This is a genomic window from Ruegeria marisflavi (assembly GCF_025673445.1).
Classification (GTDB): Bacteria; Pseudomonadota; Alphaproteobacteria; order Rhodobacterales; family Rhodobacteraceae; genus Ruegeria_B; species Ruegeria_B marisflavi.
Genome location: NZ_JAOVQN010000008.1, coordinates 43,318 through 64,434, shown reverse-complemented (window position 1 = coordinate 64,434; position 21,117 = coordinate 43,318). Strand labels below are relative to the sequence as shown.

The following is a 21,117-nucleotide window of genomic DNA, read 5'->3' as shown; positions in this document are numbered from 1 at the left end:
TCTCAAGGGCCAAGCTTCCGGCGGGAGTTTTTTCCGAAAAGACAAAGCTGGTCAGGCCGCACCGATCCAGGCGGGCGCTCCACCGGGCATTAGCGGACGGAAATAGGCGATCATGCGACCGTCCGGCCCGGCGGTGGCACCCTCCGCCCATGGGGCAACCCCGTGCAGACAGTGCCGATGCAAGAGATAGGCCTCACCCGGGCGCGCATGCAGGGCGATTCGCGGGCAGGTTTCGAATACCTCGCGCCGTGCAGACTGATAGGCGTCGGTCACGTCGACCCGGTGCCACTCCTCAGGCGGATGACCCGCCATCACGCGCGCCAGCGCAGGACCCAGGATAAGGTGACTGCCCTCCCACAGGATCAGCGGCGCGGCCTCGGGCGGCGCCTCGGTCAGCGGCAGGCCCAGGATCCAGCCATGCGGCTCATCCACGTGGCGGCGCCGGTCAGGGCCATCGGGTTTCAACCCGTCCACATGCGCCGCCCCCCGGTTCAGGCGATAGCGAAACGCTGCCTCACCCTCGCCCCGGCGCGGGCGGGGATAGCCCGGATAGGTCACCGAGACCTGACCGCGATGCAGCGGCAGCATGCCCAGATGGCGGGTGATGAAGTCGATCGCCTGCCCGGCCAGCGCCGGACCGTCCCCCACCCGGCCCTCAGCATTGTTGTCCAGCGCATCGACACCGATGAACCATGTCCCCTCGCAATCCAGCCATTGGGCATGGGCCGGATCGGTCACCGCGCGGCGCGCGACGGGCAGCACATGGTCGACCCAGCCGGCCAGCACCGGGTCGAAGGGAAACCGCAGCCAGCCCCGGCGCAGAAACGCCTCTACCATCCCAGCGCCTTGCGCAACATGTTGAGCGCCACCAGCGTCAGGAATACCGCGAATATGCGTTTCAGCGGCTTGGGGTCCATCGCATGGGCCAGTTTCACCCCCCAGGGGGTGGTGATCAGCGTCATGCAGATGACCACGCCGAATGCCACCAGGTTGACCGCGCCCACCGTCAGCGGCGGCCGCTGCGCCGGGTCGATCTCCAGCAACAGGAACCCCAGCACCGAGGGCACCGCGATGATCACGCCAAAGCCTGCGGCGGTGGCAACAGCGCGGTGAATGGGCGTGTTGTAAAGGCTCATCAGCGGCACGCCAAAGCTGCCACCGCCGATGCCCATCAGCACCGACAGAAAGCCCACCATCGGCGACAGGATCAACCGGCGCAGACCGCCCGGCATCGCCTCTCCCAGCCGCCAATGGGCGCGGCCCAGCCCCAGATAGGCGCCGATCACGATGCCCAGCACACCAAACAGCGCCTGCAAGGCAACCGAGCGCAGCGAGGCCGCCACCATGACTCCCAGAACCGCGCCAACCGCGATCCCCGGCCCCCAGCCGCGCAGGATATCCCAGTCCACCGCGCCCTTCTTGTTGTGGCTCAGGACCGAGCGCAGCGAGGTCACGATAATGGTCGCGAGCGACGTGGCCAGGCACATCTGCATCAACTGCGGCCCACCATAGCCCAGCGTCTGGAATGCGTAGAAAAAGGCCGGGACCAGCACGATCCCGCCCCCCACGCCCAACAGCCCCGCCAGCACCCCGGCAAGGGCACCGATGACGATCAGCAGGGCAAGCATCTGCAATAGCAACATCATGTCGGGCATCGGTCAGTCTCCGCGCTTTGGTCCCGACAGGGGTACAACGCCGACGAGACAAGGAAAAGCGGTCTTGTTGGGGTGTTGCTCTTGTCCAATGTCACAAGCGTTTGACCGTCACGTCATCGGCAGACTGCGGATGCAGCGCGAAGTGAAGAATGGCAGCTTCGAGCCCATACTGTAAGTTGGCTAAGTGCGCAGAAACCGTCTCGAAGGGCGGGAAGCCGACCTTCGCTGCGTTCGCCAACCAGCCAGGGCGTCGAACTGGAAGCCGACATTCGTGCGGCATTGAGACCGAATGGTTCCCTGCAACGCCGCAAAGCGGCTCAGAGCCCAAACTGACCGATTCTGCGGGATTGTATATGTTGGCAGTAGGGGACAACCTTTTTAGTGGCATGGTTAATCTTAGCGGATTTGAAAGCGCCTCAGCATTGGCATCTATGGTTATGCCTGCGTACTGCCGGACCGTTTCTGCCGCAGTGCGAGCACAACCGTCACAACGGACCCAGCCAGAAAAAAGAGGGAGATCCAGCTGGAAAACAGGAAATAAGGATCTCCGCCCGTGGCCGAAAACGCCTGTCGCGCGCTGTTCTCAAGGCTTCCTCCCAAAACGAAAGCAATCACGAAAGGCAGAGGGGACATGTCGACCTTGCGCATCAGATACCCCAAAACTCCGAAAGCTAAAGTGAACCAGAGCGACTCCATGCGTGGCTCCTGGGCATAGACAGCCGTAAAGGTCAGAAGCAAAACAACCGGCAGCAAGGTTCGTTTGGGCACCCTTACCATGATCGTCGCGGCCCGCATGAACGCCCCGCCAACCGTCCAGTTGACGAAGTTGGCAAACAACATCGCTGTGAACAATCCGAAAACCAAAACGAGCTCTGTGTTCACGACGTTTTCGCTGAAACGAAACACCGAAGGACCCGGGGTGAACCCGCCAATGGAATCCGTTGCGAGAATTATAAAGACAGCCGCCGCATTTCCGGGGATGCCCAAGCCAAGCACCGGGATCAAGTTCGATCCGGATACGGAGCTGTTCGCCGCTTCAGTCGCGGCCACTCCCTCGATGGCTCCTTCCCCAAAGGCCGGCGCTCCTTCTGGGCGGCGACGCTCATGCCGTGCGCGCCCCAACTGGTATCCAAGTGCCGCTGCGAGCGTCGTTCCAATTCCGGGAAGGGCACCAATGATCGTGCCCACGATTGACGACTGGCCGATGTAGGGCGCAATCCGCAGGATTTCCGCGCGGGACAGACGCTGGTCCCCGTGATCGACAATCTGAACAGGTGCTGCAGACAGATTGCTTCTGTGCCAAAGGTCCTCGTACTCTTTCAGGACCGCGCCGACGATCAATACCCCCAGAATGGCCGTCATGATTGAAAACCCGCCCGCCAAAGCGTCGATTCCCAAAGACAGGCGAGGGTAAAAGTCTTCGCCACCCCCGATGAAAACAGCAATCAATCCCAATGCGACCGAAATCAGCCCTTTGCCAGGAGAACCGCCAATAACTGCCGCAATAAAACTGAGCGACAGGATCAAAAGCGCGGTCTTCTCGGGAAAATCCAAATAGCTCTCAACCATCAGGGCAACAAAGGGCGCGCACACGAATAGTACTAGGTCGGAGAACGTGTCTCCTGACACAGAGGACAGATGTGCGACCTTCAATGCCTTGCGAGACTGGCCGCGCTTCGTCAAAGGGTAGCCATCCAATGTGGTCAGATATGCATCCGGTGTCCCGGGTGTGTTGAACAGAATGGCTGGAACCGCCCCTCCGAGCGTCGCGCCTTTCATGATGCCGATCAGAAACCCCAAAACGGGCAGCAAGGCTTCGACATTGTATCCAAAGAAAGAAATAAGGATCGGAAGCGAGATCGCCATCGCCATCGGCCCAGCCAGACCAGGCGTTGCGCCAACCAAGATGCCTGTGACTACGCCGGCAAAGACCATCACCAACGTCAGTGGAATCGGAACACCGAGCAGTTCGAAAGCGGCCGGGCCAAAAATAACCGCCTGCATCCCGGCTAAGATATACTCCAGCGGCTGCATCAATAATCACCGTTGGGCGGCAGCAAAAGATCATCGAATGGCACATCGACTAGCGCAATCAAGCCCATTGTCACTGCGATCGCAATCAGGACGGTGCGGGCCTGCACGCGTCCAGCGGACAAAGACGCCATTCCACCAATCATTGTGACACCTCCAAGGAAATAACCGGTGTATTTCCATGGGAAGGTCTCTCGCAACAGGCGGTACTCTGTGTCTGTGGCGCCGAACTCTTCGGCAACGAGCAGAAGGCCCGGGCCCGCATGGCGCATCAACAAAAGACCAAGGACGATGACAGCGACAAGTGCGCCCGTATGAAAAAACGATGCCAATTCCACCTCGGTGGAAGTGTGCTTTCGCTGCTCGATCAGCAGAAGCACGCCACCGATCACCATCAGTGTGAAGGCGATCGTCGGCGCAAGGGCGTCCCCGATGCTGACTTGCCGGCGGACGTGAACGATCAGGCCTGTACCTGTGTCCTGAGGAACCCAGAGAAACAGACCGACAAGCGCCAAAAGCACCGCGCCACTCCCGATATAGATGTTCAAACGGTACATCCGATCTTCCTCAAAAGGCTGTTGGCCGCGCCAACGCAAGCAGGCACGGCACAGAGGCAAAGACTACTCGGAAGCCGCCTGCATCAGCTCCTTGGCTGATACAAAGCTCTTGTCGATAAAGGATTGGAGCGCCTCACCCGAAAGGGCCTCTCCTCCTCCGAAATTCGCTTTGAGCAGCGCCCCCGCCTTCGTGGTCTCGTCCAACACGATTTCCGAAATCGACTGAGCCAATTTGGCCTGAGCTGCGCCGTCCATGTCCTTTGGCCCGAAGTACATGAAATAGATATCAAGGTTGTACGGCACGCCCAGATCGGCCAACAACGGTGCATCCGGTGTGAGGTTCAGCGGGCGGGACATACCCGAAACAAGCTCCACTAATTCGCCAGCTTTGACACCCTTTGAATGCGCGCCGGCGACAAATCCGGCGTCAAGATCGCCAGCATAAAGCGCGTTCAACATCCCGCTCCCACCTTTGACCATCGTGATGTTCATGTCGATGCCGGCTGCTTTACCCATCAGATATGTCACATCAGCGATCTTTGGCGTAATGGCGCCAACTCTCAAAGGCTCGCCGGCCTTGGCCGCCGCGAGAAAATCATCGAAGGTTTTCCAACCTTTCGAGGCGGGTACGACAAACGCAACCTCAGCCAGCGTCGTGGTCACAATCGGCGTCACATCATCCGGTGTCATACCGGCGGTTCCGTCGGCCATGCCGTAGTCAAGTGCTTCTGAAATACCCATACCAAAGACGGTGCCATCTGACGGGGCACCCTGCATTTCCTTTGCCATGATAAGCCCCGCTTTCCCGGGCGTGTTCTGCGGCGTGATCGTCCACCCCAAGCGGTTCTCCAGCTCTTCCGCGATCAACCGCGCCTGGCTGTCCGAGCCACCCCCGGGCGGGAACGCGATGTGCATCGTGATTGGCCCCGGCGGTGTCCAGTCTTCGGCGAGGCTTGCCGTTGTCGTGATGGAATAGCCAAGCGCAATTGCTCCGAGAGCGAGAAATTTTTTCATGGTAGTTCCTCCCAAAATCTCCATGTTGGAGCGGTAACAGCAATAAACCGGACATGTCAACCTTTTACTGGACATGTCCGGCAAGTGTTCGTATTACATTCTAAAGCGAAGGATCACCCATGGAGCAAAAACACCCGAAACCGTTTGACACGAATGAGCCCCTTCAGGAGTCTGTGACATTCAAGATATCCCGGCTCAGTCAAAGACATGCCTCTCAGGCGTCAAGGGTTCTGCGGGAATTGTCGGGCCCACCGCTGTCAGAGTGGAGGGTCTTGATGCTGCTGGCGACCTATGGACCCGGCACAGCCGCCGAAATCGCAAGATATATCCAATCCGACGACTCTTTGATCAGCCGAACCGTGAAAACGATGCTGGGCAAGGGCCTTTTGCACAGCACGCCTGACCCCAAGGATCGCAGAGCCAGCAAGCTCTCGCTCAGCCAGGAGGGAAGCGCGCTTTATGAGCGGATGCGCCCAAGCATGCACCGCCGCCGTGTGGCCGTTCATGACGCTCTCAGCGAAGAGGAGCGGAACACGTTAAACGCGCTATTGGCCAAACTGGACAGGCGCATGGATGAAATCGATGAGGACTTACAGAGGTACATTGGATGACGAACACAACTCCCCCCGTTTCGCACTTGCCACTTGATGGCGTGAGAGTTCTTGATCTGACCCACGTTATCGCGGGTCCGATGGCAACGCATCAATTGTGCATGATGGGGGCCGAGGTGATCAAAGTCGAACGCCCGGGGGAAGGCGACGGCATGCGTGCGTTGCGCACACAACCAGACCAAAACGGGGTACCACCTGCGTTCCGCGCCCTGAATGCCGGAAAAAAATCGGTCGTCTTGGACCTGAAAGTCGCAGCAGACCGCGAAAAGTTACTCGCCCTAGCCAAGTCGTGTGACGTGTTTGTCGAAAACTTCAGACCCGGTGCCGCAGAGCGCCTCGGTCTATCTGCAAAAGACATACGGCGCGTTCGCCCTGACGTGATATACTGCTCCATCTCGGGCTGGGGACAAATCGGAGAGCTGTCTCCGCTGCCAGCCTACGATCACGTGATACAAGCCGCCACAGGAATGATGGCGATGCAGGGCTCAGAGGGACCACCGGTCAAAGTCGGTTTCCCGGTCGTCGATACGGCAACTGGCATGTCGGCAGCCACAGCGATTCTGGCGGCTTTGTTGCGCCGCGCAAAAGGCGACACATCGGACATCGAAATTGATGTTTCCATGGTCGATAGCGCGATGCTGCTGATGGCAACCGTCTATGCGCAGACAATCGCGACAGACGCAGCACCTCCCCGCGTGGGCAATCGAGGATTTGTCGGCAGTCCGGGCGCGAGCACCTTCGAAACCGCTGATGGCTATGTGTCTATTGCCGCCAATACAATGGGTCAGTTTCGAACATTGTGCAGCATCGTGGGCCGAGCGGACTTGGCACTGCCGCCCTACCTGCCAGACGGATTGTCCGACACCGATTTCTTGTTCAACCTTGCCAGCCCCAAACTTGGGTCTGAGCTGTCAGCGGAAATACGAAACCTTGAAGCAACCGCGTTCGAAAAAGCGCTCATCGCAAGAGGCGTTCCGGCCGCGCGGGTTCGCGATCTTCACGAGTTCTTGACAGAGTTGTACCACAAGACACCAAGCTTGAACGTTCCTGAAGAACCAACGGCTCTTATGCCTGGTTTTCGCAGCGAAGGCGCTCTTAAAAAGGAAAGTTGTTACGCGCCACTGCTGGGTGAACATACAAAAGTAACGCCTGAAACTGCTTGACGTCTCCAAGAAGTAACAGAAAATCAAGTACAACTCCGACTAGCCGACAAAGCCAAACCTCCTGTAAAGGATACTGAATTTCATCGCTGAAATAGAAATCGTTGACTGAAACCCCAGTTTTCGTCGCGTAACTATTGCACATACCGTTCTTGCGTTCCGCAACACGACGTAAGGCAGCTGTGTGCCGCATTGTGTGAACTCACCTACCATCTGATTTTGCTGTTGCGGCGAAAGTCCGCAATGGCGAGCCGCACCACAGCATTTTGAGGTGGTGGCTAAGGTCTGCTTTGGGCCGTTCGCACTAGTTTGAGCGGGGTGACCGAAGGTCGGGAAAGTCCGCAAAGCTGGCTTTTTGAGCAGAGCGGCCCGACAACAGCCTTACGACCGCATCGACCTTCCTCCCCAAAGCACGCTCCTTGGCAACAGACCTGCTTAGGGCATGTAGGTTGACCAAAAAAGGGCGGGGTCTCCCCCGCCCTTTTCATCGAAGCATCAGCTAGTTAGCCGAACTTCTTGATCTCGCCCGACTTGAGCCGCGACAGATAGGAGTCGAGCTCGCGCTTGACGATCGGCATCAGCAGATAGAGTGCGATGATGTTGACAACCGCCATGGCAAAGATCGCCGCATCCGAGAAGTCGATGACCGGGCCCAGGCTGGCCGACGCGCCGATTACCACGAAGATGCAGAAGATCACCTTGAACACCAGTTCAGTGGTCTGGCCTTCGCCGAACAGGAAGGTCCAGGCCTTGAGGCCATAATAGGACCAGCTGATCATGGTCGAGAAGGCGAACAGGATCACCGCGATGGCCAGGATGTACTTGAAGAACGGGAAGGCCGAGGAGAAGGCCGCCGAGGTCAGCGCCACGCCCTTGTTGCCGTCAACGGTCTGGATCGTGCTTGCGCCCTCGTCCAGCAGGTAGTGGCCGGTGTTCGGATCGGCAACCAGCTGACCGGTGATGATGATCACCAGCGCGGTCATGGTGCAGATCACCACGGTGTCGATGAAGGGTTCCAGAAGCGACACGAAGCCTTCGGTGATCGGTTCCTTGGTCCGCACCGCCGAGTGGGCGATGGCCGCCGAACCCACGCCCGCCTCGTTCGAGAAGGCGGCCCGCTTGAAGCCCTGGATCAGCGCGCCGACCATACCGCCAGCAATGCCCAGCCCGGTAAAGGCACCGGCAAAGATCTGGCCAAAGGCCCAGCCGATCATGTCCGCGTTCATCAGGATGATCACCAGTGCGGTGGCCACATAGAGCACGCCCATAAAGGGAACCACTTTCTCGGTGACTTTGGCGATGGACTTCAGGCCACCGACGATGACCGCAAAGACGATACCGGCAAAGATCAGGCCGGTGATCCAGCCCGGGAATTCACCCACAACATTGGTGATCTGCGCATGCGCCTGGTTGGCCTGGAACATGTTGCCGCCGCCAAAGGCACCCAGGATACAGAAGATCGAGAACAGGATCGCCAGGAACTTGCCCGCCGGAATGCCGCGTTCTTCAAAACCCTTGGTCATGTAATACATCGGACCGCCCGAAACGGTACCGTCTGCATATTCGTTGCGGTATTTCACACCCAGCGTACATTCGGTGAATTTCGACGCCATGCCCATCAGACCGGCGAGGATCATCCAGAAGGTCGCGCCCGGGCCGCCGATGCCCACGGCAACGGCCACACCGGCGATGTTGCCCAGACCCACGGTGCCCGACAGCGCGGTGGCCAGCGCCTGGAAATGGCTGACCTCGCCCGCGTCGTTGGGGTCGGAATAGTCGCCCTTGACCAACGCGATCGAATGCGGGAACGCCCGGAACTGGATGAACCCGAAATAGAGCGTGAACACCGTCGCGGCGATCACCAGCCACATCACGATCCAGGGGAACGAGGTGCCGGGAAACGGGCTGAAGATGAAATTGACGAACCAACCGGTCGAACTGGCAAAGATCTGGTTGACCTTCTCGTCGACGGATTGAGCCAGTGCCGGAACTGCGGACAGCATGGCAACCGGCGCGGCCAATGCCGCTGCTTTGGAGAGAGATGTCATGTGTTACCTCGACTGTTGGAGAGTTACGGCACGATGGTGCAAGGAACCGGCGCACATTGCGCCAGGGTGCCCGCAACCGATCCGAAGACACGCGCGGCCAGGCCGCTTTCGCCCTTGCGCGCGACAAAGATCTGGGCAGCGCCGCTGTCGGTGGCGATATCACAGATCGTATCGGCCACGTGGCCATAGCGGATCACCGTCTCCACACTGACACCCTGCCCCGCCAGCTGGCTCTTCAGCGGCGCCATCAGGTGGTTTTCCGCACGGGCCAGTTCCTCACCCCGGCGCTTGTGGCGCTCTTCCAACTCGGTCGGGGTCAGGAACGAATAGGGCGACCACTCCAGCACATGTGCAACGATCAGCGTGGCGCCAACGGCCGCCGCACGCTCCATCGCAAAGTCCAGTGCACGCCGGGACGCCGCGCTGCCGTCGTATCCGACGACGAATTTGGTTGTCATGTCTTCCTCCCTGGGAATGCTGCGCGTCCTTCTGACGCACTTGTAAAGTACAACACAGAACCGGGGATTTGTTTCGAAAATTCCTTGTCTGTCGGAAAATTTTCGGAAAATATCCCGAAATAGGGAGTGAGATAAGAAGTTTTCCGATGGATAGCCTAGACAAGAAGATTCTTTCCGTCTTGCAACAGGACGGCCAGATCTCGATGGCGGCCCTGTCCGAGCGGATCGGGCTGTCGTTATCGGCCTGCCACCGACGGGTCAAGCTGATGGAGGCGGACGGCATCATACGCAACTACGCCGCCCAGATCGACCGCCAGACGGTCGGGCTGGAGGTTCAGGTCTTTATCGAGGTCAAGCTGAACTCGCAACGGCGCGAGGACCTGGAAGCCTTTGAAAAGGCGATCCTGTCAATGCCCGAGATCCTGGAATGCCACATGATCACCGGCGAGTTCGATTTCCTGATCCGGGTCTGTGTGCATTCCCCGGCCGATTACGAGGCGCTTTATCGCAGTTCGCTGTCGGCAATCCCGGCTGTGTCTCAGATGAAGACGCTACTCAGCCTGTCGACGGTCAAGGAGTTTCGCGGCTATCACCTGCGCTGACGCCTCGGGGCGTTACCCGTCCCGTCCGGGCTCTGCCGGGTTGCTGGAGAAGAGCGCGATCTTGTTGCCCTGCGGGTCACGCAGATAGCTCACATAGAATTGCGGCCCATAAGCGGCGCGGAACCCCGGCTGCCCTTCGTCATGGCCGCCTGCCGCCAGGGCTGCGGCATGCAGCGCACGCACCTGCGCCTGATTGCGCGCCTCAAAGGCGACCATGACGCCATTGCCGGCAGAGGCGGGGCCACCGTCGAAGGGCGGTTTGACGTAGAAATCCGGAAAAACAGGCGACTGCCCCGGTTCCACCGGCAGCGCATAGCTCAGCCCCTCGGGCCCTTCTTTCAGACCATAACCCAGCGCCGGCAGAAAGGCCGAATAGAACCGTTTCGCGGCAGCGATGTCATCGGCGCCAACAGTGACATAGGCAATCATCGTACCCCCCTTCTCCCAAGTCGCGGCGCTTACCCGGTGACCTGTTCCAGCGCCGCCTCGACCAGCTCCGGCCCGGCACCGGGACGTACTGCGCCCTCGGACAGCATCCGCCGCCAGCCGCGCGCACCGGGACGCCCGGCAAACAGGCCCAACATGTGCCGGGCCACCTGATGCAGCCGCCCGCCTGCCGCCAGATGCGCCTCGATATAGGGCAGCATGGCGCGCGCCACCGTCACCGGATCGCTGGCCTCTCCGGTGCCATAGATCAACGGATCGACCTGGCACAGGATGTCGGCGGGCTGGTGATAGGCCGCCCGCCCGATCATCACCCCATCCAGCCCCGCCTCCAGATGCGCCCGCGCCGCCGCGAGCGTGTCGATACCGCCATTGATCGAGATATGCAGTTCGGGAAACCGCGCCTTCATCCGGTGCACGAGATCGTAATCGAGCGGCGGGATATCCCGGTTCTCCTTGGGGCTCAGCCCTTGCAACCAGGCTTTGCGCGCATGGATGATGACCCGCTGGCACCCGGCCCCGGTGATCTGCTCCAGAAAGACGGGCAGCACGGTCTCGGGGTCCTGATCGTCGACCCCGATCCGGCATTTCACTGTCACCTCGACATCGACCGCCGCGCGCATGGCGGACACACACTCGGCCACCAGTCCGGGATGCTTCATCAGCACCGCCCCGAATGTCCCCGACTGCACCCGGTCCGAGGGACAGCCGCAGTTGAGATTGATCTCGTCATACCCCGCCTCCGCCCCCAGCCGCGCGGCCTGCGCCAGTTCCTCCGGGTCCGAGCCACCCAGTTGCAGGGCCACGGGATGCTCTTCCGGGCTGAACGCCAGCAGATGCAGCGCCCCCCCGCGCACCAGGGCTGGCGCGGTCACCATCTCGGTGTAAAGCAGCGCTCTCCCACTCAGCAGCCTATGCAGATAGCGGCAATGCCGGTCGGTCCAATCCATCATCGGGGCCACGCTCAAACGCGCTGCATCTTGTGCTTTATGTTTCAAAGCGTTAGCCTCGTTCTGCTTGCAAACCGACCGGGCGTGTTGTCCCCGAGTTCCCGATGAATAAGCCGCACCTGCGACGGTTTGCGATTCTGGTTTCGCCCCATGTAGCACAACCGCACCGACAGAACACCGCCCCGGCCGTCCGGGCAATTCATGGCCGGGACAGCACGTGCTGCGAGGATCAACGGGCAACCTGTGTTATTCTCGGGGTCCGGATGCGATTGCAATGAACCCCGGAGGCATATGCGCCACAACCGATCCGGCCAACCGCAAAGCAAAGACGAAAGGTCTCCATCATGTGCCGCCTTACTCTGATCGCCCTTCTTGCCTGCCTTGCCGGATCGCTATCGGCCCAAACTGCGCCTTCGGCGACCGAGGTGGCGGCCTATGACGGCTTGTTCCGCGCCGCACACAGGGGCGATGTTGCCGAGGTCAGGCGGTTGATCGCGGCTGGCGCCGATGTCGGTGCCCGTGACGGCAGAGGCCGGACACCGGCGCATGTGGCGGCGTTTGCGTCCCAGGACGACGCCCTGCGCGCCCTGGCCGAAGCGGGGGTGGACATGAACGCGCTGGAATATCAGGCCTATGACGTCGTGACCATCGCTGCGGTCGCCGACGACCCCAAGCTGATGTCGCTTGCGATAAGGCTTGGCAATGATCCGGGGCTGACGACCAGCCCCTATGATGGCACAGCCCTGATCGCGGCCGCGCATCTGGGGCATGTCGAGGTGGTGCAACGCCTGATCGCGGCGGGTGCGCCGCTTGACCATGTCAACAACCTGCACTGGACCGCCGTGATCGAGGCAGTGATCCTGGGCGATGGCGGCCCCGATCACCAGGCCGTGCTCGACGCGCTCTTGTCCTCAGGCGCCGACCGCACTCTGGCCGATCGCGAAGGGGTCACACCGCTGGAACATGCCCGCGCACGCGGCTTCGCCGAGATGGTTGAGCGTCTGCAACAGGAAGACTGAAGCACCCCAGCCCGATCAGGCAGGGGTCACACGCCCGCCCCGCAATCCTCCAGGATCATGTCGGCGCCCTTTTCGCCGACCATGATCGCCGGGGCGTTAGTGTTGCCCGAGGTCAGCGTGGGAAAGATCGCGGCATCGACCACCCGCAGACCGCCGATGCCGTGCACCCGCAACCGCGCATCCACCACGTCCCTTTGTGTATCCGGCCCCATCCGGCAGGTGCTGACCGGGTGAAACACGGTTCCGGCCCGCTGACGGATGTCGGCGATCAGATCGTCATCGGAGCGAATGTCCGCACCGGGCAATATCTCGGCCTCGATCAGACGTGCCATCGCCGGGGCCTCGGCCAGCCGCCGCACCAAATGCGCGCCCTCCAGCATCTCCTGAACGTCGATCTCGGTCGACAGGTAATTGGGATGGATCGCCGGATGCTCCGATGGATCGACCGAACGGATCTCCAGATGCCCCCGGCTGGTGGGCCGGGTCGGCTGCGCGCTGAGCAGGAATCCGGGGAACGGATCGGGGTTCATCAGCGGCCGCTTGCCCGGCGGTGCCTTGGTATAGCTGACCGGGGAAAAGAACAGCTGCATGTTGGGGCGATCCAGACCGGGGCGTGAGCGCACAAACCCGCCCGCCTGGTTGACGCCCAGCGACAGTGGCCCGCGCCTGGTCAGCACATAGCGCAGCCCGTGCCAAAGCTTGCCATACCACGGGTGCAGCTGGGTGTTCAGCGTCGGCACGCGCGAGCGGTAGAGGTGGTCGATACACAGATGGTCCTGCAGGTTTCGCCCCACCCCGTCCAGCGCATGGACGACCTCTATGCCCTTGTCCCGCAACAGGTGGGCGGGGCCGATGCCGGACAGTTGCAACAGCTGCGGAGAGTTGATCGCCCCACCCGACAGGATCACTTCGCGCCGGGCGCGCACGGTCTTGACCTGCCCGTTCCGGCGATAGGATACACCCACCGCCCGCTTGTCTTCAAACAGTACCCGTTCGGCCAGCGCGCCCGTCTCGACACGCAGGTTCGCGCGCCGCAGAACGGGGCGCAGATAGGCCCGCGCCGCTGACATCCGCAGGCCGCCCTTGGCAGTGTTCTGATAGGTTCCCACCCCCTCTTGCGTGGCGCCGTTGAAATCAGGGTTGTGCGGAAATTGAAGCTCCCCGCCCGCAGCGATGAAATCCCGGCAGAGCGGGTGCAGATCCCGCTCCATGCTCGCCACATGCAGCGGGCCATTGTCGCCGCGAAAGGCGTCGCCACCCCGGTCATTGGTCTCGGAGCGGCGGAAATAGGGCAGCACATCGTCCCAGCCCCAGCCGGGATTGCCCATCGCCTGCCACGCGTCGAAATCCTGCGCCTGCCCCCGGATATAGACCATCGCGTTGATCGAGCTTGACCCGCCCAGCACCTTGCCGCGCGGCCAATAGCTGACCCGCCCGTTCAGCGCCGGATCGGGTTCCGTGTGGTACATCCAGTTGACGCTGGGCCGGTAAAAGGTCTTGCCATAGCCGATCGGCATCCAGATCCAGAAGTTCAGATCGCTGCCTCCCGCCTCCAACAGCAGCACCGTGAACCGGCCATTGGCGCTCAGCCGGTTGGCCAGCACGCAACCCGCCGATCCAGCGCCCACGATGATGAAATCATAGTCCGACATGTTGCCCCTACCGGTTGAAGCTGTCCAACAGGCGATAGGCCCCGATGGTCAGCGCCACGCCTGCGCTTCTGAGCGAATGAAACGGAATGGGCCGCACCGGCGTGACCGGGAAATCCAGCGCATCCTCGGGCACGCCCAGCACCCAATCCGCCAGAATGGTGCCCATCACCGTGGCATTGGCGACACCCCGGCCATTGAACCCCAGCCCCGCCATCACGTTCGGGCTCAGCCGGTGCAGCCCGGGCAGGCTGTCGACCGTCATCGCCACATCACCGCCCCAGGCATGCACCCAATCCGCCGCGCGCAACTGGGGAAACAGCGCCTCCGCCGCCTGCCTCAGTTCCTGTTGCCTGCGCCGGGTGCCCGCCTCGCCCCGCGCGCCGCGCCCGCCCATGACAAACCGCCCGTCCGCGGTCTTGCGATAGTATTGGATCAGCCGACGCGTGTCGGTCGGCGCTTGATCCTCGGGCAGGATCCCCCGGATCACATTGTCCGACAGCGGCGCCGTGGCGACCTGCACCGAGGTTACCGGCACCACCGACCGGCCCAGCGCTCCACCAAAGGGGCCGGTATAGGCATTGGTGCAGACCAGCGCGCGCCGCGCCTTTACCTGGCCCCGCGCGGTGCGTACCATCACCCCCGCACCTTCGTCCTCGAACCCGATGGCCCGGCTATGGCCATGGAGCACCGCGCCGGCGCGGATCGCCGCATGCGCCAGTCCCAGCGCATAGTTCAAAGGGTGGATATTGCCGCCGCGCCGGTCGATCACCGCGCCCAGATAAGCCTCGGCCCCGACCAGCCGCGCGGTTTCAGCCGCGTCCAAATCGTCATAGTCGGCGCCGTGCGCCCGCCACTGGCGCGCGATCTCGCGCAGCATGGCCAGCCCGCGCGTGTTGGTAGCCGTGCGCAGAAACCCGACCGGCCGCGCATCGCAGTCGATCCCGTGCCGCGCGATCAGGTCGAAGACCAACCGCCCGCCATCGCCCCAGCGTGACACCATGCGCCGCCCCAGATCCGCGCCAAACCGGGCGACGAGGTCGTCCGGGTCGGGTTTCAGCGCCGGGTTAACCTGACCGCCATTGCGCCCCGATGCGCCCCAGCCCGGCGTCTCGGCCTCCAGCAGGATAACCCGCTGCCCCGCCTCGGCCAGATGCAACGCCGCCGAAAGCCCGGTGAACCCGCCGCCCACGATCACCACATCCGCCTCGGTCGCACCCGCCAGCGGCGGGCAATCCGGAGCGGCATGCGCGGTCGCGGTCCACAGACTGTCGGCCAGCGCCGCGCGTTCGTTCTCGATCATTGCATCATCCTGTCCGACTAGTCGCAACATCCATCACCGGACATCGACTCGACGGCCGATGATCGACAGACCTTGCCACGAACCATCACCAACTGACCCATCATTTCGATTTCGTCTTCTGCTGTCCAAACACCTGCGCCAGCACCATCATCCCCGTCGTCACCAGGATCATGATGGTCGAGATCGAGGCGATGGTCGGGTCGATCTGGTCGCGCAACGCGTTGAACATGTTGCGTGTCAGGGTCGGGTTGTCACCGCCCGAGACGAACATCGCCACCACCACCTCGTCAAACGAGGTCAGAAAAGACAACAGCGCACTCGTCACCACGGCAAAGCGGATCTGAGGCAGCGTCACGGTCAGAAACGCCTTCCACCGCGGTGCGCCCAGGCTGCGGGCGGCCTCCTCCTGGCTCATGTCAAAACTCTTCAGCGCCGAGCCGGTGACAATCACCACCAGGGGCAGAGCCAGCACCGTATGCGCCAGCACCAGCCCGGTGACGGTATAGAGGATCTGAAGCTGCACATAGGCATAGAACGCCCCGATCGCGACCAGCACCACCGGCACCATCATCGGCGTGATCATCAGCACAAAGGCCGCGCGCACAAAGCGGATTTTCGAGCTGTGCAGGCCATAAGCCGCCAGCACGCCCACCGGTGTCGCCACCAGCATGGTCAGCAACGCGACCTTGAACGAGGTCCGCGTCGCCAGCATCCATTCCGGCGAGCCGAAGTAATGGTCATACCAGCGCGTCGACCAGGTTTCGGGCGGAAACTCCAGATACTGGCTGTCGGAAAACGACATCGGCACCACGATCAGCGTGGGCGTCACCAGCAGCACCATGGTGATCACCGCGATCACATAAAGCCACAGGCGCTGGCCATGGGTGATCTGGGTCTCGGTCGCGGGACTTCGGAACCAGCGCAACATCAGTGCCCTCCCCCGGTCATCTTCTCAAGGTTCAGGAAACGCGAGGCAATCCACAGGATCACCATGGTCGAGACCAGCAGCACCACGCCAAGCGCGCTTGCCGCCCCCCAGTTCACGAAGAGCTCGATATTGGACACGATCTTCATCGACACCATGATCACCTTGCCGCCGCCCAGCACCGCCGGGGTGACAAAGAAGCCAAGGCAGAGGATGAACACCATCAGCGACCCGGCAAAAAGACCCGGCAGGGTCAGCGGAAAGAACACCGTCCAGAACGCCCGGCGCGGGCTGGCGCCCAGGTTCGCGGCCGCCTTCATCAGGTCGCGGTCAATCGCCTTCATCGCGCCATAGACCGGCAGGATCAGAAACGGCAGCATGATATGCACCATGCCGATCAGCGTGCCGGTCATATTGTGCACCATCTTGATCGGCTCGTCCCACAGCCCCAGCGAGATCGCCCATTCATTCACCAGCCCGCGCTTTTGCAACAGCACCAGCCAGGCATAGGTGCGCACCAGAAGCGAGGTCCAGAATGGCAACAGCACCGTGATCAGGCACAGGTTGGCGATCCGGTTGGGCAGGCCCGCGATGAAATAGGCCAGCGGATAGCCGATCAGGATGCACAGGCCGGTGGTCAGGAAACTGACCTCGAACGTGGTCTGAAAGATGCGGGCATAGGATTTCCGCTTCAGCATCCGCTCGTAGTTTTCCAGCGAGAAACTGCCATCCGCCCCGATAAACGAGACATAGAACAGCCAGCCCACCGGAATGACCAGAATGACAAGGATCAGCAGTATCGCGGGCGAGCCGAGGCCAAAGAGCCTGAGCCGCTCCAGCCACTCGTCCCGCCTCAGCCCCGCCTCGTTGGTGCGTATCGCCTCCATCCTAGCCCTCGCTTCCGTCGATCAGCACGGTATCCTCGGGCGCCAGGCAAAGTGTCAGCGCCTCGCCCACCGCAGGCAGGGCGGTGACATTGGCGCCTCGCATGGCGCCGCGCAGCACGATCTGCGCCCCATTGGCCAGCGCCGCATGCAGCAGGAAACTGTCGCCCTGATAGACCACCTCGGTTGCGGTGGCGGCAAAGTTGTTGACCCCCTCGCGCGGCCCTTCGCGTGACAGCACCACCCGTTCCGGGCGGATCATCAACAGCAGGCTGGCCGCCTCGGGCGGCGGGCTGTCATGCAACAGCGGCGTTCCGTCGAACAGGATAGCCGCCCCGTTGCGCGTCACCGGCAAAAAGGTGGATTCCCCGATGAAATCCGCCACGAAGCGGTTGGCGGGCCGCTCGTACAGGTCGCGCGGCGTGGCCAGCTGCATGATCCGCCCATGGTTCACCACCGCGATCCTGTCCGACATGGTCAGCGCCTCGCGCTGGTCATGGGTCACATAGACCGTGGTCATGCCCAGCTTTTCATGCAGGTGCCGCAATTCGATCTGCATCTGGTCGCGCAGCTTCTTGTCCAGCGCTGACAGCGGCTCGTCCATCAACAGGATGCGCGGCTCGAACACGATGGCGCGGGCCACGGCCACGCGCTGGCGCTGGCCACCCGACAACTGGTCGATCCGCCGCTCGCCAAACCCGCCCAGCTGCACCGTTTCCAGCGCCGCCTCGACCCGCTGGGCGATCTCGGGTTTGGGCACCTTTCGCAGCTTCAGCGGGTACCCCACATTGCCCGCCACCGTCATATGCGGAAACAGCGCATAGCTTTGGAATGTCATCCCCACATCACGCAGATGCGGCGGCGTGCGGATCACCTCGCGGTCGCCGAATTTCAGACTGCCGCAATCGGGCCGGGTGAACCCCGCCAGCACCATCAACAGTGTCGTCTTGCCCGACCCCGACGGACCCAAAAGCGTCAGGAACTCGCCACTCTGCACCTCAAGCGACACGTCGTTCAGCGCATGTACCGGACCATAGGTCTTGGTCACGTTCCGGACCGAGATCGGCAGGGCTTCGTTGGTTCTGGAGGTCAAGACAAACCCTCGCATTCTTCGTTCGAGAAACAAGCGGGCGCCGCAGCGCCCGCCCTTGAATGGCAGGAAACCCGCCTCACTCGGTCAGCATTTCCTGATACATCTCGGCCGCGATGGTCTCCCACTTGGCATACCAGTCCAGCGAGACCGGCAGCTGCATCGCCGCGTTATCCGGCGACGAGGGCAGACCCGCCGCCACATCAGCGGTAATCTCACCGGTCTCATAGGCCGCCTTGTTGGTCGGCCCATAGGTGATGTATTTCGGCAGATCGTCCTGATACTCGGGTTTCGAGATCTCGTTGAGGAACATCATCGCCGTATCGCGGTTCGGCGCGCCCTTGGGCACCGCGAAACAGTCGTAGTCGAGCAGTGCCTGGTTGAAGCTATAGGCCACCTTGGCGCCGTCTTTGGCGGCATTGTCGAACCGACCGTTCCAGCCGGTGGTCATGTCGACCTCGCCATCCTTCATCAACTGCGCATGCTGTGCGCCCGAGGTCCAGAAGACCGAGATATGCGGCTTCAGCTCGCGGATCTTGTCGATCGCGCGTTCGATCCCCTCTTCGCTGTCGAGCACGCTATAGACATCGCCGGGCGCCACACCATCGGCCATCAGCGCCCCTTCCAGCGCGCCCGCCACCTTGCCGCGATAGGCGCGTGTGCCGGGGAACTTCTCGACATCCCAGAAATCGGCCCAGCTCTGCGGTCCGTTCTCGCCATAGGTGTTGGTGTTCCAGGCATAGACGGTCGAGAACACATCGCCGCCGATGCAGTAATCGGTGTAAAGACCGGGATAGAAGGTCGAGACGTCGATCACGTTATAGTCGAGCTTCTCCAGCAGCCCCTCGGCCGCAGCCCGCGCCGCAGAACCCGAACCGCTGGCGACGATATCCAGCGTCACCTGCCCCGAGCTGACCTGAAGCCGCACATCGGACATGCCGCCATAGGTCTCCTGCTTGACCTCGATACCGGTATTGGCGGCGGCGGGTTCGAACAGCGCCTTGCTCTGCGCCTCCTGATACGAGCCGCCCCAGGACGCGATGGTCACGCTCTTACCCTGCGCAAAGGCACCCGTCGCCATGACAGCGGCCGTGATCGTCAGAATTGTTCTCGTTTTCATTGGCTTCCTCCCTTTGGTGTTTTCCGGGTCCTGCCCTTGTCTCCGGCAGGCAGCGGGCAATTCGCCCAAGTCATCTTTCCCCTACCGCGATGGTGCGGGCACCACTGCGGCAAGTGATCCTCGAATCCCAAACCTTGGTTTCGATCCGTTAATACCGGGGCCAGCGCGGCACAGGCGCCGCCCTGCCCGGCGCGTCAGGTCATCTGCAAAGCCTTTCGAAACTGTCGTTGATCCTTCCAGCGATACCAGGCCACCGCCGCAGGCAGGAACCAGGGCTTGCCGCGATAGAGGGGCCGTGTGGGAAAGGGCAGACCGTCGAAACCGGTTTGTCCCTCGGCCAGACCCAGCACCTTTTGCCCCGCGCGCATCCCCAGATAGGGCGCCATCGACACGCCCGATCCGCAATAGCCCATGGCGTAATGAATACCGTCCTGCACCCCGGTATGGGCCAACTCGTCGAAACTGTATGCCACCGTGCCGCTCCAGGCATGGCTCAGCGCCACACCCTCAAGCTGGGGAAAGATGCGGCACATGTCCTGCCGCAGCCGGGCCGCCCCGGCCAGCGCCGTGGTTTCCGAGGCCGAGACGCGCCCCCCGAACAGCACCCGCCGACGGTCGGGCGAGGCGCGGTAATAATAGACCACCTTGCAGGTATCGCTGGCGATGCGGTCGCCGGGGAACAGTTCGTCAATGGTCGCCTCGGGCAGTTCCTCGGTGGCGATGATATAGCTGCCGATCGGGATCACCCGGCGCTGCAACCAGGGCGTCAGCGCGGTGGTGTAACCATTGGTGGCGACGATCACGTCCCGCGCCTCGACCACGCCCTTGGCGGTCTCGACCCGGAACCCCGACCCGTTGCGCGCAATCCCCTGCACCCGGCACTGGCCCACAACCTGCGCCCCGGCCCCGAGGGCCAGACGCAGCAATTCGCGGTGAAACTTGCCCGGATGCAGCGAGCAATGGGCCGAAAACACCACCCCGCCGAAATAGGCATCCGTCCCCAACTGGCGGCGTTGCTCGACGCGCGGCACGGCAAAGCTCTCGATCCCTTCCTGATGGCGCAGCGTTTCGGCATCACGCGCCAACTCCTCGTAATGGCCCGGCGTATGCGCCGCATGAAACCGCCCGACCCGGCGGAAATCGCAATCAAGCCCTTCGCGGGAAACAAACTCGCCGATCCAGCGCAGCGCGTTGGCGCCCTCGGCCCGGATACCGCGCGCCCGCTCAAACCCGAACTTCGCGGTCAGTTTCTCCAGCGAGGGTTTCACACTGGTGCTGATCTGGCCGCCATTGCGGCTGCTGCATCCGTAACCCGGATCCTCGGCATCGACGACCAGCGTCGAGCGACCGCCGCGCGCCGTGGTCAGCGCCGCGCTCAGCCCGGTATAGCCCGCCCCGACAATCAGCACATCGACCCTGGCCGATGGCCGCTCCTGCAAGGTCGGCATCGGGCCGAGCTGATCGTGCCAGAATGGCGTCTGCCTGATGCTCGAAAGTGGCATTGGGTTGACCGCGATGCTCCCTTCAGCCGCGGCAGGACATGCCCCACCCGCTGGCTTCGACGGAAACGCTAGGCCAATATTGGCACACAATTCAT

Annotated in this window: 20 protein-coding genes; 4 read left to right on the top strand and 16 right to left on the bottom strand. The window is 62.1% G+C overall.

Translation table 11 applies throughout. The features are described from left to right. Positions 1 to 51 precede the first annotated feature (51 nt). From OEZ49_RS09510 to OEZ49_RS09490, 5 genes are all read right to left on the bottom strand, one after another. Positions 52 to 837: a hypothetical protein gene (locus OEZ49_RS09510; RefSeq protein ID WP_263388082.1), complete on the bottom strand. Its 786-nt coding sequence runs from the start codon at positions 835 to 837 to the stop codon at positions 52 to 54. After that, positions 831 to 1,655, bottom strand: a complete 825-nt coding sequence (locus OEZ49_RS09505) for a sulfite exporter TauE/SafE family protein (protein WP_263388081.1) — start codon at positions 1,653 to 1,655, stop codon at positions 831 to 833. Before OEZ49_RS09505 ends, OEZ49_RS09510 begins: the two co-directional genes overlap by 7 nt. Positions 1,656 to 2,090: 435 nt before the next feature. After that, positions 2,091 to 3,689, bottom strand: coding sequence for a tripartite tricarboxylate transporter permease (locus tag OEZ49_RS09500; RefSeq protein ID WP_263388080.1), 1,599 nt, complete (start codon positions 3,687 to 3,689; stop codon positions 2,091 to 2,093). Then, positions 3,689 to 4,243: a hypothetical protein gene (locus OEZ49_RS09495; protein WP_263388079.1), complete on the bottom strand. Its 555-nt coding sequence runs from the start codon at positions 4,241 to 4,243 to the stop codon at positions 3,689 to 3,691. The genes OEZ49_RS09500 and OEZ49_RS09495 overlap by 1 nt, the downstream gene beginning before the upstream one ends. A gap of 63 nt (positions 4,244 to 4,306) precedes the next feature. Further along, positions 4,307 to 5,257, bottom strand: a complete 951-nt coding sequence (locus tag OEZ49_RS09490; protein WP_263388078.1) for a Bug family tripartite tricarboxylate transporter substrate binding protein — start codon at positions 5,255 to 5,257, stop codon at positions 4,307 to 4,309. 119 nt (positions 5,258 to 5,376) lie between these two features. Between OEZ49_RS09490 and OEZ49_RS09485 the strand changes: the two genes are divergently transcribed. Then, complete coding sequence (locus tag OEZ49_RS09485) at positions 5,377 to 5,868, top strand: MarR family winged helix-turn-helix transcriptional regulator (protein ID WP_263388077.1); 492 nt, start codon at positions 5,377 to 5,379, stop codon at positions 5,866 to 5,868. Beyond that, positions 5,865 to 7,031, top strand: a complete 1,167-nt coding sequence (locus tag OEZ49_RS09480; RefSeq protein ID WP_263388076.1) for a CaiB/BaiF CoA transferase family protein — start codon at positions 5,865 to 5,867, stop codon at positions 7,029 to 7,031. Before OEZ49_RS09485 ends, OEZ49_RS09480 begins: the two co-directional genes overlap by 4 nt. A 500-nt stretch (positions 7,032 to 7,531) precedes the next feature. Here OEZ49_RS09480 and OEZ49_RS09475 read toward each other — a convergent pair whose 3' ends face one another. Together OEZ49_RS09475 and OEZ49_RS09470 are read right to left on the bottom strand one after the other, a co-directional pair. Next, on the bottom strand, positions 7,532 to 9,076 hold the full coding sequence (locus tag OEZ49_RS09475) for an alanine/glycine:cation symporter family protein (RefSeq protein ID WP_263388075.1): 1,545 nt from the start codon (positions 9,074 to 9,076) through the stop codon (positions 7,532 to 7,534). Positions 9,077 to 9,099: 23 nt separating this feature from the next. After that, on the bottom strand, positions 9,100 to 9,534 hold the full coding sequence (locus OEZ49_RS09470) for a universal stress protein (protein WP_263388074.1): 435 nt from the start codon (positions 9,532 to 9,534) through the stop codon (positions 9,100 to 9,102). 146 nt (positions 9,535 to 9,680) lie between these two features. Here OEZ49_RS09470 and OEZ49_RS09465 point away from each other — a divergent pair, with 146 nt between their 5' ends. Then, positions 9,681 to 10,136: an Lrp/AsnC family transcriptional regulator gene (locus OEZ49_RS09465; RefSeq protein ID WP_164132707.1), complete on the top strand. Its 456-nt coding sequence runs from the start codon at positions 9,681 to 9,683 to the stop codon at positions 10,134 to 10,136. Between the two features lie 12 nt (positions 10,137 to 10,148). Here the strand turns inward: OEZ49_RS09465 and OEZ49_RS09460 are convergent, their stop codons facing one another. Both OEZ49_RS09460 and dusA read right to left on the bottom strand, forming a co-directional pair. Then, positions 10,149 to 10,565, bottom strand: coding sequence for a VOC family protein (locus OEZ49_RS09460; protein ID WP_263388073.1), 417 nt, complete (start codon positions 10,563 to 10,565; stop codon positions 10,149 to 10,151). A 29-nt stretch (positions 10,566 to 10,594) separates the two neighbouring features. Continuing rightward, positions 10,595 to 11,533 carry a tRNA dihydrouridine(20/20a) synthase DusA gene (dusA, locus tag OEZ49_RS09455; protein WP_397545657.1) on the bottom strand — a complete coding sequence of 313 codons (939 nt, stop codon included), beginning with the start codon at positions 11,531 to 11,533 and terminating at the stop codon, positions 10,595 to 10,597. A gap of 341 nt (positions 11,534 to 11,874) precedes the next feature. Between dusA and OEZ49_RS09450 the strand changes: the two genes are divergently transcribed. Next, positions 11,875 to 12,549 carry an ankyrin repeat domain-containing protein gene (locus OEZ49_RS09450; RefSeq protein WP_263388071.1) on the top strand — a complete coding sequence of 225 codons (675 nt, stop codon included), beginning with the start codon at positions 11,875 to 11,877 and terminating at the stop codon, positions 12,547 to 12,549. Positions 12,550 to 12,575: 26 nt separating this feature from the next. Here OEZ49_RS09450 and OEZ49_RS09445 read toward each other — a convergent pair whose 3' ends face one another. From OEZ49_RS09445 to OEZ49_RS09415, 7 genes are all read right to left on the bottom strand, one after another. Continuing rightward, positions 12,576 to 14,201 carry a GMC family oxidoreductase gene (locus OEZ49_RS09445; RefSeq protein ID WP_263388070.1) on the bottom strand — a complete coding sequence of 542 codons (1,626 nt, stop codon included), beginning with the start codon at positions 14,199 to 14,201 and terminating at the stop codon, positions 12,576 to 12,578. Positions 14,202 to 14,208: 7 nt separating this feature from the next. Then, positions 14,209 to 15,501, bottom strand: a complete 1,293-nt coding sequence (locus OEZ49_RS09440) for an NAD(P)/FAD-dependent oxidoreductase (RefSeq protein ID WP_263388069.1) — start codon at positions 15,499 to 15,501, stop codon at positions 14,209 to 14,211. A 100-nt stretch (positions 15,502 to 15,601) separates the two neighbouring features. Continuing rightward, entirely contained in the window at positions 15,602 to 16,429 is an 828-nt protein-coding gene (locus OEZ49_RS09435; protein WP_263388068.1) for an ABC transporter permease, read from the bottom strand. Continuing rightward, positions 16,429 to 17,313: an ABC transporter permease gene (locus OEZ49_RS09430; RefSeq protein ID WP_263388067.1), complete on the bottom strand. Its 885-nt coding sequence runs from the start codon at positions 17,311 to 17,313 to the stop codon at positions 16,429 to 16,431. Before OEZ49_RS09430 ends, OEZ49_RS09435 begins: the two co-directional genes overlap by 1 nt. Position 17,314: 1 nt before the next feature. Then, positions 17,315 to 18,418: an ABC transporter ATP-binding protein gene (locus tag OEZ49_RS09425; protein WP_263388066.1), complete on the bottom strand. Its 1,104-nt coding sequence runs from the start codon at positions 18,416 to 18,418 to the stop codon at positions 17,315 to 17,317. 61 nt (positions 18,419 to 18,479) lie between these two features. Further along, on the bottom strand, positions 18,480 to 19,520 hold the full coding sequence (locus OEZ49_RS09420) for an ABC transporter substrate-binding protein (RefSeq protein ID WP_164132289.1): 1,041 nt from the start codon (positions 19,518 to 19,520) through the stop codon (positions 18,480 to 18,482). A 194-nt stretch (positions 19,521 to 19,714) separates the two neighbouring features. Beyond that, on the bottom strand, positions 19,715 to 21,022 hold the full coding sequence (locus OEZ49_RS09415) for an NAD(P)/FAD-dependent oxidoreductase (protein ID WP_263388065.1): 1,308 nt from the start codon (positions 21,020 to 21,022) through the stop codon (positions 19,715 to 19,717). Positions 21,023 to 21,117 lie beyond the last annotated feature (95 nt).